Source organism: Nonomuraea sp. NPDC048901 (genome assembly GCF_040649695.1).
Taxonomy (GTDB): Bacteria; Actinomycetota; Actinomycetes; order Streptosporangiales; family Streptosporangiaceae; genus Nonomuraea.
This window is the reverse complement of record NZ_JBEZFW010000018.1, coordinates 102,187-117,617: the sequence shown is the minus strand read 5'-3', so window position 1 is coordinate 117,617 and position 15,431 is coordinate 102,187. Positions and strand designations below refer to the sequence as shown.

The window sequence follows — 15,431 nt, the reverse complement described above, 5'->3', positions numbered from 1 at the left end:
CGGCGGCGACCAGCGCCATCGTCGGCATACCATTCCTCCGCTCGCAATCCAGACAATCAGCACAATCGGTTGGGTGACCGGTCGGCTGGGACGATCAGCGGGTGATCGGCTGGGCGGGATGGTCAGTGGGCGACCGGCTGGCCGTCATCCGCGAAGTGGCGCTCGCACAGCCGCTGCCTGCGCGCGTCCCAGACCATGTACGTGCCGAGGACGAGCTGGACCAGGCTGCGCCAGACGTCCTCCCAGCGGTCCCTGAATCGCACGAACAGCAGCAGTGGCCGGTGGGCGGCACTCCTGCGGGCGTAGCGCGGGGTGAGCAGGCACGGCCCCCGGTTGGGCAGGGACCGGGTGTGGGAGGCGGTGGAGTCCAGGGCGTACAGGCGCAGGATCTCCTCCGCCGCGACCCGCATGGCGATCGGCGCCAGCCGCCAGGCCGGGCACGGCCGGTTCGCGGCGACGCCGAACGGGATGTGGTTGAGCTCACGGACCGCCGTTCGGTGAGGGCGGGGGTGGGCCTGGTCGAACCGGTCGGCGTGGGAGCGGCCCGGGTCGAAGTGGTCAGGGTGGGATTGGGCCGGGCTGAAGTGGTCAGGCTGGGATTGGACCGGGTCGAGGCGGTCGGGGTGGAGGCGAGCCGGGTCGGACCGGTCGGGGCCGAAGCGGCTGGGGTCGAAGTGGTCGGGGTCGGTGAAGCCCGCGCGGTGGAACTCCGGGTAGTTGAAGCACAGCACCGAGCCCGCCGGGATCACCGTGTGCTCGTCCAGCGGGATGTCGCCGGTGGTGACGCGGTGGGCGATGCCGAAGAGCGGGTAGAGCCGCAGCGTCTCCGCGATCACCTGGTCCAGGTAGCGCGGACCGCCCGTCAACGCCCTGGCCTGTACGTCCGGGTGCTGCGCGAGGACCATCAGCAGGTGGGCCATGGCCTCCGACAGCTGGACGACCGCGGTGTTGAAGAAGGCCCCTTGCAGATAGAGCGCCTGTTCCCTGGCCGACAACCCCTCGGGGAGCGGCTGCCGTACCAGGGGCAGCCGGTCCATGAGATACCGGGTCAGCCGGTCGCGCCGGTCCATGTGCCGCAGCCCGCAGCACTTGAGCGAGGTGACGACGTCGTTCGCGTTGCCGGCGATCAGGTCGCGGGCCGTGCGCGGGCATGGCCTGCCGAAGACCAGCTCGTACGAGAACTCCGCCCAGAGCGGCATCATCAGGTCGCGCAGCCGGACCAGCCCGCCCGCCTCCCGCAGCGTCCGGGTGACGCAGCGGCGGGTCAGCTCCTCCGCTTCCGTACGCGGGATGGACAGAAAGCCGCGCGTGGCCCGGGCGACGGCGTCATACCGTTCGCCCGCCTCCAGGTGCTCCTGGTGCATCTCGGGGCCGGGCGCCAGCCAGTACCAGAACAGGTCCGACAGGGCGGCGCCCTTGCTCCGGCCGCCGGCCGCCGGATGGGAGTAGACCTCCTTGAACCGCTCGATCCCCACCAGATCGCCGGGCACCGGGATGCCCTCGTCCCCGTTGACCCGGTTGAAGACCCGTACACGCAGCGCCACGACCCGGCCCGGCAGCCACCACGGCAGGCTCAGCACCGCGACGACGGCGAGCGCCGTGGCCACTGCGGTCAAAGCTCCGGTCACCACGGTCGTCGCACCATCCCCGGTTCGAGCTCGTCGATCGACGCGCAGCCGCACAGGGTGAGCGCCCGCTCGACCTCGGTACGCAAGAGGCTGAGCACCCGGCCCGCGCCCCGCTCCCCGTCCGCCGCCAGCCCCCAGATCACCGGGCGGCCCACCGCGACCGCGGCGGCGCCCAGCGCCAGCGCCTTCAGCACGTCGGTGCCGCGCCGCACACCCCCGTCCAGCAGCACCGGGACGGTTCCGCCGACGGCGGCCACGATGTCCGGCAGCAGGTCGACGGCGGCCGGGACCGTGTCGAGCTGCCGGCCGCCGTGGTTGGAGACCACCAGCGCCGAGACGCCGTGGTCGAGCGCCGGGCGTACGTCGGCGGGATGGGCGACGCCCTTGAGCACGATCGGCAGCGCCGTCATCTCCCTGAGCCGGTCGAGGTGCGCCCAGGAGATCTCCGGTGACATGACGATCGGCCGCACCCGCGCGCCGTCGCGCAGGTTCTCGCAGCGCAGGCCCTCGGGCAGGTCGTTGAAGCCGTTGCGCCGGTCCCGGGGCCGCGCTCCCAGGGTGGGGGAGTCCACCGTGACGACCAGCGCCGTGCAGCCGGCCGCCTCGGCGCGCCGGACGATGGTCTCGGTGAAGGCCAGGTCCGGCTGGATGTAGAGCTGGAACCAGAGCTTGGCCCCAGGCGCCGCCGCGGCCACGTCCTCGACGGCGACCGTGGACGCCATGGAGACGATCATGATCGTCTCGGCGGTGGCGGCGGCCCGGGCCGTGGCCCGCTCGCCCTCGGGGTCGGCCAGCCGGTGGAACGCGGTCGGCGCCACCAGCACGGGCATGGCCGCGCGGCTGCCCAGCAGGGTGACGCCGAGCTGGAGCTTCCCGGCGCCGCGCAGCACCCGCGGCACCAGCGCCAGCCGGTCGAACGCCGCCTCGTTGGCCCGCAGCGTGACCTCGTCACCGGTCCCGCCGGCGAAGTAGTCGTAGTGCGCGGGGTCGAGACGCGCGCGGGCGGCGGCCTCGAACTCGCCGAGCGTGTCCATCTCGCCGGTCTCGAACTCGCCCAGCGTGTCCATCACGCCGGCACCGAGGCGGCCTGGCGGGCGAAGAAGGCTCGCAGCGGCGCGACGTGCACCTCCGGGGAGGTCCAGTCGTTCTCCAGGTTCTCGGTGATGTGGTGGACGGCGGCCGGCGCGCCGGGCCGGTGATGCCGTACCACCGGGTGCAGGTAGTGGCCCTCGTGGGCGCGCGCGGAGTCGCTCTGCCGGATCCGGCCGACGGCGATGTCGAAGGGGTCGACCGTGTCGTGTTCCGGCCCGTACTCCAGGGTGATCGCGAAATGGCCGGCGTCGCCGATCGGCGGGTCCTCCAGGTCGACCGGCAGCTCTTCCAGGTAGCGGGCCCCACCCCGGCCGTCGGGGACGATGACGTCGGCCAGCAGCCCGAACTGCTGCCACAGCGCCGAGGAGCGGTTGACCCGGTCGAGCACCGCCGCCGCCATGGCCTCCGGCTCTGCGGCGAGCTCGCGGCCGGGCCACGGGACGCCGTGGTACCTGTGCTCCAAGACGCGGTGCAGCGAGCGCGTGCCGTACCTGAAGCCGTGGATGAACCCGCTGGTGCCGCGCTTGAAGTCCCGGGACTGCGTCAGCGTCCCGGCGAAGTAGAGGCCGGGCACATTGACCGACTCGTAGGCGGGGGTGAGCGCCGGGAACCGGTCCTGGATCATCAGCTCAGGACGGCACCCGTCGTCGAAGATCGAGGCGTCGAACCGGAAGCCGGTGCAGACGATCACCCGGTCGTACGGGATGTCCTTGGTGACCTCGTCGGCGCGGGCGAAGCTCACCGTCACCAGGTACGAATCGTCGGCTTGCTGCTCGATCCGCTTGACCGAGCCGTCCAGCACCGCGTTCTGCGATTTGAGCTGGTAGGTGTCGAGGAAGTTGTTGTTGACCGCGCGCAGGTGGCCGACGAAGTGGGTGCGCCACGCCATGCGTACGGAGTTCGGGCCCGCGACGTGGATCACCGCGGCGGTCTCTACCAGATTGTCCGCCGTCTCGAAGGCCGAGTTGCCCTTGCCGATGACGAGCACCCGCTGGTTCACGTAGCCGGACGGGTCGGTGGCGGCCGTGCCGTAGAGCTCGGCGGTCTCGATGCCCGGTATCTCCGGGATGTTGGGCCGGCTGACCCCGGTCGCCACGATCAGGCGCTTCGCCTCGTACGACCGGCCGCGCTCGTCGGTCACCCGGAAGGGGCCCATGCCGGGCGCGCGGGTGATGTGGACGGCGCGGGCGTCGTGGACGATCCGCAGGCCGCACGCGGCGGCGTAGTCGGCGAGGTAACGGACCATGTCGTCGGCGGCGGGGAAGTAGCGGTCGCTGTAGCGGGTGAACAGCAGGTCCGGGTCGTCCGACAGCAGGGAGTTCCAGTCCATCCGGAGGTTGAGCTCCGGGTCGGAGGTTCCGTTGTACCTCTTGTTGATCGAGATGAGCGTGCGATGGCGCGGGAAGGTGCGGAAGAACATGCCCGGCGTGGGACCGGCTTCCAGGATCAGGTACGACCGGCCCGCTTTTTCGAGGAAATATCCGAGTTGCAGCCCCGCCGGGCCGGCGCCGATCACCAGGTAGTCGAGGGCGTTGTCCGGCACGTAGGCCTCCGTCACAGCGATGTCATGAAGCGAGCGATGTCATGAAACGGACGACCTCAGTGTTGGCGGGCGATTCTCAGAGAATGCTCAGAGCATCCGCCCGCCGGGCTGGTCCAGCAGGGCGCGCTTGTCCGGTTTGCCGCTGGCGGCGACCGGGACGGCCGACACCACCGTGATCGTCCGGGGCACGCTGTCGTCGCCGAGTTCGGCGCGTACCAGGGCGGTCAGCGCGTCGCGGTCCGGGGTCCGCCCGGCGGCGGGCACCACGAACGCGTGTACGGCCTCGCCGGTCAGCTCGTCCGGCGCCCCGGCCACGTACGCCTCGTCCACGTCGGAATGAGCGGCCAGCACCCGCTCGATCGGACCCGCGTACACCACCACCGCGTTGACCATGATCACATCCCGGGTCCGGCCGACCAGGTACAGGAAGCCGTCCTCGTCCACGTAGCCCAGGTCGCGGGTGCGCAGCCGGCCGTCCCGCAGCGTGTCGCGGCTCTCCTCCGGCTGCCCCCAGTAGCCGGACATCAGGTACGGGCTGCGTACGTGGATCTCGCCGGTCACGCCCGCGGCCACCTCCCGGTCCGCCTCGTCCCGGACGCTGATCTCGACCCCCGGATGCGGACGGCCCACCGAGGCCACGTTGCCCCGGGCGATGTCGGCGGGCGTGAGCATCGCGATGTTGCCCGCCTCGGTCTGGCCGTAGCCCTGGTAGACGACCGGGCCGAGCCGTTCCACCGCCGCCGCCAGCCGGGACGGGCTGAGCGGGGAGCCGGAGACCATCAGCGCGCGCAGGCTGCCGACGTCGACCGGGTCGTCCTTGAGCAGACGGAGCATCTGGTACAGCCGGGGCACGGTGATGATGGAGCCGGTGATCCGGTGGCGCTCGATCGCGTACGGGAAGACCGGCCGCCCGTCGTCCTCCGGGATCACCGCCGTCCCGCCGCCCAGCAGGCACGGCGCCAGGAACTCCATGACGACCATGCTGGCCAGGGTGCCGAACAGCAGGTAGCGCCCGAACGACTCGGCGAGCGCCGCCGCGACCGGGCCCCACACGCGGGGCTGCCACGCCCAGTGCTCGCTCAGCGCGCGGTAGGTGATCGCGCAGCCCTTGGGCCGCCCGGTGCTGCCGCTGGTGAAGGTCAGGGCGGCCACGTCGTCGGGCCGCGCCGTGACGGCGAGGGGGCGGCCGTCGTCGGCGCGCGCCAGCAGCTCCGCCAAGGACAGCACGGGAAGCGGCCCCTCGGGCACTGCGCTCGACCGGTCGACCAGCAGGGCGTCGACCCCCATCGCGAGCACGTGGGCGAGTTGCGCGGCCGGGTAGCCGGGCCGGACGCCCACGACGCGGCAGCCCAGCGCGTGCGCGGCCATGTGCGCCGCGAACGCCTCCGGCGAGACGGCGGTCCGGATGGCGATGCCCCGGCCGGGCCCGAGCCCGGCATCGGCCAGCGCGCCGGCCAGCCGCCGGATCATCTCCAGCAGCTCACCCCGTGAGACGGTCCGGGACCCGTGCTCGAACGCCACGCCGCCGGGCGAGCCCCGCAACGCGTCGAGAAGGGGAAGCGGGAACAGCATGGTCGGCTCCTCACCATTGCGGCGGTCGGCTGCGACATGTATCTGGTCATATAACCGGCTTGTCGTCCACTGCGACGGTAGGTACCGCGGATCAGAGGCCGATCAGAGGCGGGAGGGAGCGCGAGGTGAAGGTGATCGGCGCGGGGTTCGGCAGAACGGGGACGAGGTCGCTGAAGGCGGCGCTGGAACGGCTGGGGTACGGCCCCTGCTACCACATGTCCACGGTCATAGCGGAGCCGTACCGGGTCCGCCAGTGGCTCGACGTCGGGGAGGGCCGCGCCCGCGACTGGGACGAGGTGTTCACCGGCTTCCCATCGGCGGTGGACTGGCCCGCCGCCTCCTACTGGCGGGAGCTGGCCGAGCACTATCCCGACGCGAAGGTCATCCTCACCGTCCGCGACCCGCGCCGGTGGTACGACAGCGTCAGCGAGACCATCTTCGCCGGCGCCCTGGCCGAACGCCGCCCGATGCCGATCCGCCGCCGCATCATCCGGTGGCTGGTCGCGCGCCGGGCACCGGACTTCGCCCTCTACCCGCGCATGGCCAGAGCGACGGTCATGGACCGGATCTTCGACGGCCGCGTCGACGATCCCGCGTACGTCATGAAGGTCTACGAACGGCACCTCGCCGAGGTCCAGGCGACGATCCCGGCCGCGCGGCTGCTGGTCTTCGACGTGCGGGAGGGATGGGAGCCGCTGTGCGCCTTCCTTGGGACGCCCGTACCGGACGAGCCCTTCCCTCAGGTCAACGAACGCGAGGCGTTCCGGCGCAAGCGGACCGGCAGGCAGCTGCGCCTGATCCTGCGCGGGCGCTGACGGTCCCCGCACCGGGCAGAATGAGAGGCGTGCCGCGACGTGACTCGAAATCCGCCTCAGCCCCATGCCCGTGCGGGCTGCCGGCGACCTACCGGGAGTGCTGCGGGCGGCTGCATCGCGGCCTCGCCGCCGCGCCCACGGCCGAGGCGCTCATGCGGTCCCGGTTCAGCGCCTTCAGTGTCGGCGACGCCGGATATCTGCTGCGCACCTGGCACCCGGCGGCCCGCCCGGCCCGGCTCGACCTCGACCGGGGGACACGCTGGACCCGGCTGGAGATCCTGGAGACCACCGGGGGCAGCGTCGTCTCCACCGAGGGCACCGTCCGCTTCCGGGCCCACTACACCGACAACGGCGAGGCGGGCTGCATGGAAGAGCACAGCCGCTTCGTCCGGCACGAGGGCGCCTGGACCTATGCCGGGGCCGACTGAGGGAGAGCGTTGACCTACGACCTGTTGTCCTGGCTGCGCGCCACGATCGAGGGCGACAACGCGACGGCCGAGGCGGCGACTCCCGGCCCGTGGTCCTACGACCCCACCAGGGAGTGGTACGACGGCGACGACTTCGTCACCATGACCAACGGGCAGGAGTTCGTCGGCTTCGGCGACCCGTCGGCCTTCCGTGGCGCGGTCTGCATCACCGGCGACGCCGGTCACGCGCCGTCCATGAGGGACGCCGTGCACATCGCCCGCCACGATCCCCGTGACGTCATGGCCCGCTGCGCCGCCGAGCTGCGCCTGATCGCCGCGCACGGACACGGCGCCGGGGACGGAGACGAAGCCGGGCGCGCGGACGGAGAAGGGCACGCAGACGAGGGGCCCTGCGACACACTGCGGCTCCTCGCCTACGGCTACCGCCATCGTCCCGGCTGGCTGCCCGAGTGGGCGCCACGCTGAGTTCGACGGCCGGCGTTCGGTGAGCGCGGCAGCGGGTACTGGCCGCCCACTACCAGGAGGGGCGTATGGGATTACGGGCGAGGCTCAACAGCCGGTTCGGGCGGAAGGGACGGCGGCTGCGGGCCACGGCCCGGCAGACCTTCGACTGGAAGGACCTGCGGCCGGGGCAGCAGGAGGCGATGGAACACCTGCTCGACGGGCGTGACGTGCTGCTGGTCATGCCGACCGGCGCCGGCAAGTCGGCGGTCTACCAGGTGCCCGCGCAGCTGCGTGACGGCCCCACCGTGGTCGTCTCGCCGCTCATCGCGCTGCAGCGCGACCAGGTGCTCGGCCTGGAGAAGGCCGACGCGGGCGGGGCCGTCGCGGTCAACTCCACCTCCTCGGTCAAGGCGGGGCTGGAGAAGGTCACGGCGGGGGAGGCGGAGTTCGTGTTCCTGTCGCCCGAGCAGCTGGCCAAGCTCGACGTCGTCACCCAGCTGGCCAAGGCCAAGCCGTCGCTCATCGCGGTCGACGAGGCCCACTGCGTCTCGTCATGGGGGCATGACTTCCGCCCCGACTACCTGCGGCTGGGCAAGGTGATCGAGCGCCTGGGGCATCCGCCGGTGGTGGCGATGACCGCTACGGCGGCGCCGAACGTCCGGGAGGAGATCGTCCGCTCCCTCGGGTTGAAGGACCCGGTGCAGATCGTCCGCGGGTTCGACCGGCCCAACATCCGGCTGGAGGTACGCCGGTTCGTCGGCGACGACGACAAGAGCCGGGCCCTGGCCGAGCACGCCGCCTCCCTCGACGGGCTCGGCCTGGTCTATGTCGCCACCCGGCGCGAGGCCGAGGAGTACGCCGCGCTGCTGACCGGGATGGGCCGCCACGCGGAGCCGTACCACGCCGGGATGCGGGCGGCCGAGCGGACGCGCGTGCACGCGCTCTTCACGGCCGGCGAGGTGGACACGGTGGTGGCCACCTCGGCGTTCGGGATGGGGATCGACCGGCCCGATGTCCGCTACGTGCTGCACGCATCGCCGCCCGAGTCGCCTGACGCCTACTACCAGGAGATCGGCCGGGCGGGCCGGGACGGCGGGCCCGCCCGCGCCGTGCTGTTCTACCGGCCGGAGGATCTGGGCCTGCGCCGCTTCTTCGCCAGCGGCCGGGCGGACGCCGAGGCGTTGCTGCGGGTGGCGACCCTGGTGAAGGAGCACGGCGGCACCGTGCCCGTCACCGAGCTGCGGGCCCTGCTGGAGGTGGGCGCCTCCCAGCTGACGAGCCTGGTCAACCTGCTGGAGCAGGCCGAGGCGCTGACCGTCACCGACTCCGGCGACCTGCGCTACGCGCCGGGCGGCCCGCCGCCGGAGCGGGCCGCCGCGCGGGCGGTGGAACTCGACGAGATCCGGCACCGCGTCGACGACTCGCGTATCGACATGATGCGCGGCTACGCGGAGACGACCGGATGCCGCCGCCGCTTTCTGCTGGAGTACTTCGGCGAGCCGTACGACACGGCCTGCCGGACCTGCGACACCTGCCAGGACGGCCAGGAGCCCATCGCGACCGGGGAGGGACCGTACCCGCTGCACGCCAAGGTCGAGCACCAGGCATGGGGGCGGGGCACGGTCATGCGCCGCGAGCCGGACCGGATCACGGTCCTGTTCGACTCGGTGGGCTACAAGACGCTCGCCCTGGCCGCCGTGGAGGGCGTTCTGCGACGCGCGGACGACGCGTCGTAGGTCAGGGGTCGTAGGTCAGGGTCACTTCATCCAGTCCTCCAGGCCGCTCGCCGACAAGGGCAGCTCCGCCGAGAGCACGTCGATGCCGTCCGCCGTCACCAGCAGGTCGTCCTCGATGCGCGCGCCGATCCCGCGCAGCTCGGGCGGCACGGTCAGGTCGTGGGCGTGGAAGTACAGGCCGGGCTCCACGGTGAACACCATGCCCGGCTCGATGAGCGCCCCCTGGTAGGCCTCGGGCGCGGCCTTGGCGCAGTCGTGCACGTCCAGGCCGAGGTGGTGGCCGATGCCGCAGATCAGGTAGCGGCGGTGGTGCTGGCCGCGCTCCGACAGTGCCTCGTCCACCGAGACCGGCAGCATCCCCCAGTCGTCCAGCCCGCGCGCGATGACCTCCATCGCGGCGTGGTGGAAGTCGGTGAAGCGGCGGCCGGGGGCGACCTGCGCCAGCGCCGCCCGGTGCGCCCGCTCCACCAGGTCGTGCACCTGGCGCTGGGCGGGGGAGAAGGTGCCGGAGGCGGGGAAGGTGCGGGTGACGTCCGCGGTGTAGTGGCTGCGTACCTCCACGCCCATGTCGAGCAGCAGCAGCTCGTCCGGCAGCACCGGGCCGTCGCAGCGCACCCAGTGCAGGGTCGGGGCGTGCGGGCCGCTGCCCACGATCGAGGCGTAGCCGGGGCCGTTGCCGTACGCCCTGGCGTACCGGTCGAAGGTGCCCTGCAGCCAGCGCTCCCCCGGCCCGGCCACGGCGGTCGGGATCTCGGCGAGCACGGCGGCGAACCCCTCGACCGTCCGGTCCACGGCCTCCCGCAGCTGGCCGATCTCCCAGTCGTCCTTGATCATGCGCAGCTCGGCCAGCACCCGGGCGAGCTCGTCGTCGGTGGAGACCGTGCCGTCGAAGTCGGTCAGCGGCCTGACCGGCACGCCCAGCGCCGCCGACCACTCGGCCAGTCCGGGGGCGGCGCCCACCCACAGCTCCCCGTGGGCGGCGTCGGCGAAGAAGCCCGGCTCGCCGGGATAGGCGGGGACGGGCAGGTAGACGACCGCGTCGCCGTCCCTGATCACCGCCACGGCGTCCTCGGCCACGCAGCCGGTCAGCCAGTAGAAGTCGCTGCCGGGACGGAAGTCGTAGGAGGTGTCGTTGCTGCGCACCGGCGCCTGGCCGGCCGCCACCACGACGGTCCGGCCGGGGAGCGCCGCGCCGAGCCGGGCCCGGTGCGCGGCGGCGGCCTCGGCGGCACCGGCGACCACGGTCGGGGTGCGGTCGGGGATGTCCCAGCCTTTGCCGATGTAGTCAGTGAACGCGGGAATGTCCAGCAGTTTCGGGGGCCTGCCGTCAGTCACCTGTGATGCCTCCTCCGATGTCACGCACCAGTTCGGTCAGCCGGGCGAAGACGCGCTCCTCGCCCAGGCCGTCGTGCTCGTACTCGTTGGTGACCCACGCCTGGGCGTTGCCGATACGAGCGGCGGTGTCCAGTTGCAGGCCGGAATCTACGTACATGTCGTCGTAATACACGGCGGCGGCCAGCGGAACCTCGTTGGCGGCCAGGCGTACCGGGTCATAGAGCGGCGGCCAGTCCGCCCGCTCGGCCAGCAGCTCCACGGCCGCGCGGAACGGGCGCAACACCCGGATCTCCGCGAACATCCAGGGGTACATCATCTCCCCGGTGAACAGCAGTGGCCGGGCCGACTCGGCGAAGGCCGGGTGATGGGCCCGCTCGCGCTCGGCCGCCCAGCCGGTGGCTCCGGGGCCCGAGCCGTAGATGCTCTCCTGGAGCGCGGCGAACAGCGGGTTGTCGCTGTACGAGGAGCGGGCCAGCACCTGCTGCAGGAAGGTGTCCGTCACGTGCTCGCCGTCGAGCGCCTCGTCGAGCAGCCAGTGCATGCGCTCGTAGCCCGGCTTCATGCCGAAGTCGATGCCGAGCGATTGCAGCCGCCGTACCGTGAGCACGTCGCCGTCGGGCAGCCGGACGTCCTGCGCGGCCAGCCGGTCGGCCAGGCGGCCGACGGTCTCCACGTGGTGCGGGTAGCGGCGGTAGAACTCGGCGTTCTTGGCCGCGACGCGGGGATAGGTGCGCCGGTAGACCTCCGCCGCGTCCGGGTCCAGGCCGGGCAGCCCTCCGGTGACGTAGCAGGCGCGCAGCCCCTGTGGAGCCCGCGACAGGTACGTCAGCGTGAGGAACCCGCCGTAGCTCTGGCCCAGCGTTTCCCAGCGACGGCCGCCGAAGACGGTCGTACGCAGGTGCTCGGCGTCGGCGACGATCGAGTCGGCGCGGAAGTGGGCGAGGTAGGCGGCGGCCTCTCGCGCGCTCCCGAACGAGCTCATGACCCGCCCGTCGATCCGCGAGCTGCGGCCGGTGCCGCGCTGGTCGAGCAGGATCACCCGGTGCGTCTTGAGCGCCTGGCCGAGCCAGCCGTTCGTGCCGACCGGGCGCGGGCCCTTGCCGCCGGGACCGCCCTGCAGGTAGAGCAGGCACGGCAGGTCCTCGGCCGCCCGCACCGGATCGGCCAGCTCCCGGGCGAACACCGTGATCGTGTCCCCATCGGGCGCGGACCAGTCGAGCGGCACCTCCACCACGTGGTCGCGCACGCGCATCCCGGGAATCGTGTATGTGGTCAACGGGGGCTCCCTTCACGGCGCCTGCGGTCCCATTCGGGGTTGATGCGGGGGATGGCGGCCAGGAGCGTACGGGTGTACGGGTCCTGGGGGTCGCCGAAGACGCTCTCGACCGGGCCCTGCTCGACGATCCTGCCCTTGCTCATGACCGCCACCCGATGGGCGATCTGCCGGACGACGGCCAGGTCGTGGGCGATGAAGATGTAGCTGAAGCCGCTCTCCGCCTGCAGCCGCCGCAGCAGCTCGATGACCTGGGCCTGCACGGAGACGTCCAGGGCGGACACCGCCTCGTCGCAGATGACCAGCTTGGGGTGCACGGCCAGCGCGCGGGCGATGCCGATCCGCTGCGCCTGACCGCCGGAGAACTGCGCGGGGTAGCGCTGGGAGTGGTCCGGGTTCAGCCCGACCCGCTCCATCAGCTCCCTGGCGTGCGCCCGCTTCCCGCCCGTCGGGGGGATCCCCTGGTACACCAGGGGCGCCATCAGGATGCGCTCGACCGTGTGGCGGGGGTTGAGCGAGGAGAACGGGTCCTGGAAGACGACCTGCACGTTGGCGCGGTAGCGGGCCAGCGCGGCCCCCTTGGCGACGGTGATGTCCTCGCCCTCGAACTCCAGGGTGCCCGCGCTCGGCTCCGTCAGCCTGGCCACCATGCGGGCGGTCGTCGACTTGCCGCTGCCCGACTCGCCCACCACGGCCAGCGTCTCGCCCGGCCGTACGTCGAAACTGACGCCGTCGACCGCGACGAACTCGGCCTTGCCGCCCAGCGGCCCGCGGGTGACGAACCGCTTGGTCAGCTCGTTCGCCCTCAGCAGGGGCTCGCTCATGACATCACCTCGTCGATGGGGGAGTCGTCGATGCGCGGGACGCTGTCCAGCAGCATGCGGGTGTAGTCGTGCCGCGGATCGGAGAAGACCTGCTCGGCGGTGTCGTACTCGACCTGCTCGCCCCGGCACATCACCAGGACGCGCGTGGCGATCGAGCTGATCACCGCGAGGTCGTGCGTGATGAACACCATCCCGGTGCCGCTCTGCCGCCGCAGGTCGGCGAGCAGGCGTAGGATCTGCGCCTGGACGGTCACGTCGAGCGCGGTGGTCGGCTCGTCGGCGATGAGCAGGGCGGGGGAGCAGACCAGCGCCATCGCGATCATGACGCGCTGCCGCTGCCCGCCGGAGAACTGGTGCGGGTAGTAGTCCACCCGCCGCTCCGGGTCGGGCAGGCCCACCTGCTCCAGCGCCTCGATCGCGACCTTGCGCGCGGCCTTGCGCGAGCGGCCCCGGTGGGCCCGGTAGACCTCCTCGATCTGCAGGCCCACGGTGTAGTACGGGTTCAGCGACGACAGCGGGTCCTGGAAGACCATCGAGATCCGGTCCCCCCTGATCCGGCGCATGTCCTTGTCGGTGCGGCCGAGCAGCTCGGTGCCGTCCAGCCGGATGCTGCCCCGGGTCACCGCCCCCCGGGGCAGCAGCCCCATGATCGCGAGGCTGGTCATCGACTTGCCCGAGCCGGACTCGCCGACGATGCCGACGGTCTCGTCGCTCCCGACGGTGAAGCAGACGTCCTTGACGACGTCCACCGGCCCCCGCGTGGTGGGGAAGGTGACGGTGAGGTCCTCCACGACAAGCAGGTCACTCATTTCGCGGTGATCCTCACTCTCGGGTCCAGCGTGGTGTAGACGAGATCGACCACCAGGTTGCCCACCACCACGAAGAACGCGGCGAGAAGCGTCACCGCCATGATCACCGGCTGGTCGTTCTTGGCGATCGAGTCGGCGGCCATCTTGCCCACCCCGTTGAGGCCGAAGACCGTCTCGGTGATGAGCGCGCCGCCCAGCAGGGCCGCGAAGTCCATGCCGAAGATGGTGGCGATCGGGGTGAGCGCGGGCCGCAGCGCGTGCCGCCGCATGGTGAGCATGGGCGGCAGGCCCTTGGCCCGCGCCGTGCGCATGAAGTTCTCCGCCAGCGTGTCGATCACGTTGGCCCTGGTCAGCCGCGCGTAGAGGCAGGCGTAGCCGGTGGCCAGCACGACCCAGGGCATCAGGTACGACTGGAACCACAGCACCGGCCCGTCGGAGAAGGAGACCGCCGACGGGAAGGGCAGGATCTGCAGCCACACCACCAGCACGTACTGCAGCGCCAGCGCCAGCACGTAGTTGGGGATGCTCGACCCGCCGAGGGCCAGCCCCATCGCGGTACGGTCCCACCAGGTGCCCTCCTTCACCGCGCTGAGCAGCCCGGCCAGGATGCCGATCAGCAGCCAGAGCACCGCGGCGCCGATCGCGACGGTGGCGCTGACCGGCAGCCGGTCCACGACCATCTCCCAGACCGACTGATTGGTCTGGAAGCTGTAGCCCAGGCACGGGGCCGCGCAGTGGATCAGGTTGGCCCCCGAGCCGTAGTCCCGGCCGACGAAGATGGCCGCCAGGAACGTCCAGAACTGGGTGAAGAACGGCTGGTCGAGCCCGAGCACCCCGCGGATCTGGTCGATCCGCTCGGGCGTACACGTCTTCCCGCAGATCATCAGCGCCGGATCCGGCGACAGCGTGAAGAAGATGATGAAGGTGAACAGGCAGACCAGGAACAGGATCACCACGATGCCGGCGAACCGCCCGGCGACATAACGCGCCATCAGGAGGCCTCCCCGGCGTCGAAGGCGGCACGTAGACGGTCCCCGAGCACGGTCAGGGACAGCACGGTGCAGAACAGGAAGGCGCCGGGCACCGCGAAGTACATCGGGTCCACGGCGTACCAGCCGACCGAGCTGGAGATCATCTGCCCCCAGGACGGTGTCGGCGGGGCCACGCCGACGCCCAGGAACGACAGCCCCGCTTCGGTGCCGACGTAGCCGGGCACGGCCAGCGTGGTCATCACGATCAGCGAGCTGCGCAGGTTCGGCAGGATCTCCCTGAACACCAGGACGCCCGTCGAGGCGCCCGACACCCGGGCGGCCTCGACGAACTCCCTGTTCACCAGCGTCAGCGTCTGGCCGCGCACCACACGGGCGAGGTACGGCCAGCCGAAGACGCTGATCACCACCACCAGCAGCACCGACCGGTTGCCCGTCGGCAGCGAGGACAGGATCGCGATCATGAAGATGAGGGCGGGGAAGGCCATCAGGAAGTCCATGATCCGGCAGATCACCTGGTCGACCCAGCCGTGGTAGAAGCCGGCCAGCATGCCGAGCACCACCCCGAGCAGGGTGGTGAGCACGGTGGCGGCGGCCGCGATCAGCAGCGAGACGCGCGCGCCGTACGCGATGCGCGCCAGGATGTCGCGGCCGTTCTGCGGCTCCACACCGAGCAGGTGGTCGGCGCTGATCCCGCCCAGCGAGCCGCGCGGCAGCCCGCCGAGGTCGGTGTCGATGGCGGCGCTGTCGAAGTCGTTCGGCCCGTGGCCGGTGATCGCGGAGATCAGCGGCGCGCAGATCGCCATCAGCAGGACCAGCACGAGGAAGGCCGTGCTGAGCACGGCCGCCCAGTCGTGCAGCAGCGCGCCGGCGACCCGCCGGGCCGAGGTGGCGGGCGCCACGGGGGCACCCGCCGGTGGGAGGGCAGTGGTGGTGGTCATCT

General features: G+C 71.8%; 14 protein-coding genes. 4 read left to right on the top strand and 10 right to left on the bottom strand.

Annotated elements, in window-relative coordinates; all coding sequences use genetic code 11:
• Positions 1–122: 122 nt before the first annotated feature.
• The 4 genes from AB0C30_RS44765 to AB0C30_RS44750 all read right to left on the bottom strand — a co-directional run bounded on the left by AB0C30_RS44765 (position 123) and on the right by AB0C30_RS44750 (position 5,835).
• Positions 123–1,607 carry a cytochrome P450 gene (locus tag AB0C30_RS44765; RefSeq protein ID WP_357955865.1) on the bottom strand — a complete coding sequence of 495 codons (1,485 nt, stop codon included), beginning with the start codon at positions 1,605–1,607 and terminating at the stop codon, positions 123–125.
• Between the two features lie 17 nt (positions 1,608–1,624).
• Complete coding sequence (locus AB0C30_RS44760) at positions 1,625–2,695, bottom strand: alpha-hydroxy acid oxidase (RefSeq protein ID WP_357955863.1); 1,071 nt, start codon at positions 2,693–2,695, stop codon at positions 1,625–1,627.
• Positions 2,695–4,278: an NAD(P)-binding domain-containing protein gene (locus AB0C30_RS44755; protein WP_357955661.1), complete on the bottom strand. Its 1,584-nt coding sequence runs from the start codon at positions 4,276–4,278 to the stop codon at positions 2,695–2,697. The genes AB0C30_RS44760 and AB0C30_RS44755 overlap by 1 nt, the downstream gene beginning before the upstream one ends.
• A gap of 72 nt (positions 4,279–4,350) precedes the next feature.
• Positions 4,351–5,835, bottom strand: a complete 1,485-nt coding sequence (locus tag AB0C30_RS44750) for an AMP-binding protein (protein WP_357955660.1) — start codon at positions 5,833–5,835, stop codon at positions 4,351–4,353.
• A gap of 125 nt (positions 5,836–5,960) precedes the next feature.
• Between AB0C30_RS44750 and AB0C30_RS44745 the strand changes: the two genes are divergently transcribed.
• The 4 genes from AB0C30_RS44745 to AB0C30_RS44730 all read left to right on the top strand — a co-directional run bounded on the left by AB0C30_RS44745 (position 5,961) and on the right by AB0C30_RS44730 (position 9,258).
• Entirely contained in the window at positions 5,961–6,650 is a 690-nt protein-coding gene (locus AB0C30_RS44745) for a sulfotransferase family protein (protein WP_357955658.1), read from the top strand.
• 29 nt (positions 6,651–6,679) lie between these two features.
• Positions 6,680–7,078 carry a YchJ family metal-binding protein gene (locus tag AB0C30_RS44740; RefSeq protein ID WP_357955655.1) on the top strand — a complete coding sequence of 133 codons (399 nt, stop codon included), beginning with the start codon at positions 6,680–6,682 and terminating at the stop codon, positions 7,076–7,078.
• 9 nt (positions 7,079–7,087) lie between these two features.
• Positions 7,088–7,543, top strand: a complete 456-nt coding sequence (locus tag AB0C30_RS44735) for a DUF6221 family protein (protein WP_357955653.1) — start codon at positions 7,088–7,090, stop codon at positions 7,541–7,543.
• Between the two features lie 65 nt (positions 7,544–7,608).
• Positions 7,609–9,258, top strand: a complete 1,650-nt coding sequence (locus tag AB0C30_RS44730; protein WP_357955651.1) for a RecQ family ATP-dependent DNA helicase — start codon at positions 7,609–7,611, stop codon at positions 9,256–9,258.
• Positions 9,259–9,279: 21 nt separating this feature from the next.
• Here AB0C30_RS44730 and AB0C30_RS44725 read toward each other — a convergent pair whose 3' ends face one another.
• The 6 genes from AB0C30_RS44725 to AB0C30_RS44700 are packed head-to-tail and all read right to left on the bottom strand — an operon-like array spanning position 9,280 to position 15,429.
• Positions 9,280–10,593, bottom strand: a complete 1,314-nt coding sequence (locus AB0C30_RS44725) for an aminopeptidase P family protein (protein ID WP_357955649.1) — start codon at positions 10,591–10,593, stop codon at positions 9,280–9,282.
• Positions 10,586–11,869: an alpha/beta fold hydrolase gene (locus AB0C30_RS44720; RefSeq protein ID WP_357955647.1), complete on the bottom strand. Its 1,284-nt coding sequence runs from the start codon at positions 11,867–11,869 to the stop codon at positions 10,586–10,588. The genes AB0C30_RS44725 and AB0C30_RS44720 overlap by 8 nt, the downstream gene beginning before the upstream one ends.
• The gene (locus AB0C30_RS44715) at positions 11,866–12,690 is read right to left on the bottom strand and encodes an ATP-binding cassette domain-containing protein (RefSeq protein ID WP_357955645.1); all 825 of its coding nucleotides are present in this window, start codon (positions 12,688–12,690) and stop codon (positions 11,866–11,868) included. Before AB0C30_RS44715 ends, AB0C30_RS44720 begins: the two co-directional genes overlap by 4 nt.
• Positions 12,687–13,499: an ABC transporter ATP-binding protein gene (locus AB0C30_RS44710; RefSeq protein WP_357955643.1), complete on the bottom strand. Its 813-nt coding sequence runs from the start codon at positions 13,497–13,499 to the stop codon at positions 12,687–12,689. Before AB0C30_RS44710 ends, AB0C30_RS44715 begins: the two co-directional genes overlap by 4 nt.
• Positions 13,496–14,491 (bottom strand): ABC transporter permease, encoded by a 996-nt coding sequence (locus tag AB0C30_RS44705; protein WP_357955641.1) that lies wholly within the window; start codon positions 14,489–14,491, stop codon positions 13,496–13,498. The genes AB0C30_RS44710 and AB0C30_RS44705 overlap by 4 nt, the downstream gene beginning before the upstream one ends.
• Complete coding sequence (locus tag AB0C30_RS44700) at positions 14,491–15,429, bottom strand: ABC transporter permease (protein WP_357955639.1); 939 nt, start codon at positions 15,427–15,429, stop codon at positions 14,491–14,493. Before AB0C30_RS44700 ends, AB0C30_RS44705 begins: the two co-directional genes overlap by 1 nt.
• Between the last annotated feature and the right edge of the window lie 2 nt (positions 15,430–15,431).